Genomic DNA, 358 nt, shown 5'->3' on the forward strand with positions numbered 1-358 from the left:
TCGCGACCCTTGTTCAGGTAATGCGACGGGCGGCGCTGGGCGATCATCAGCGACAGCATCTCGCGCAGGGCCAGGCCTTTGTCGGCCATGGTTTTCGGATCGGTGGCCGGGCTGTTCAACTGTTCGTTGGCCTGGTTGAAATCGCTGCCGTACCAGACTCGCAGGCCTTCGGCCATGCCATGCACTTCACCGTGCCCGGGCACCGCCGACAGCGGCACGCTGTTGAGGTAATCGCGCACGATGTTTTGACGGGCTGCAAGGGTTTCAGGGCCGGGTTGATAGGCGCGCACGCTGGCGGAAATCATCTGGCGGATCTTTTCCGCACCGGACACCGTCAAGCCGTCGGGCGAGTGGCGGT

General features: G+C 63.7%; 1 pseudogene. It reads right to left on the bottom strand.

Annotation, left to right across the window (positions count from 1 at the left end):
- A pseudogene (locus DBR24_RS33025) lies at positions 1–358 on the bottom strand (glycosyl transferase family 51); the annotation flags it as partial.

It is taken from the genome of Pseudomonas sp. HMWF006 (assembly GCF_003061205.1).
Lineage (GTDB): Bacteria > Pseudomonadota > Gammaproteobacteria > Pseudomonadales > Pseudomonadaceae > Aquipseudomonas > Aquipseudomonas monsensis.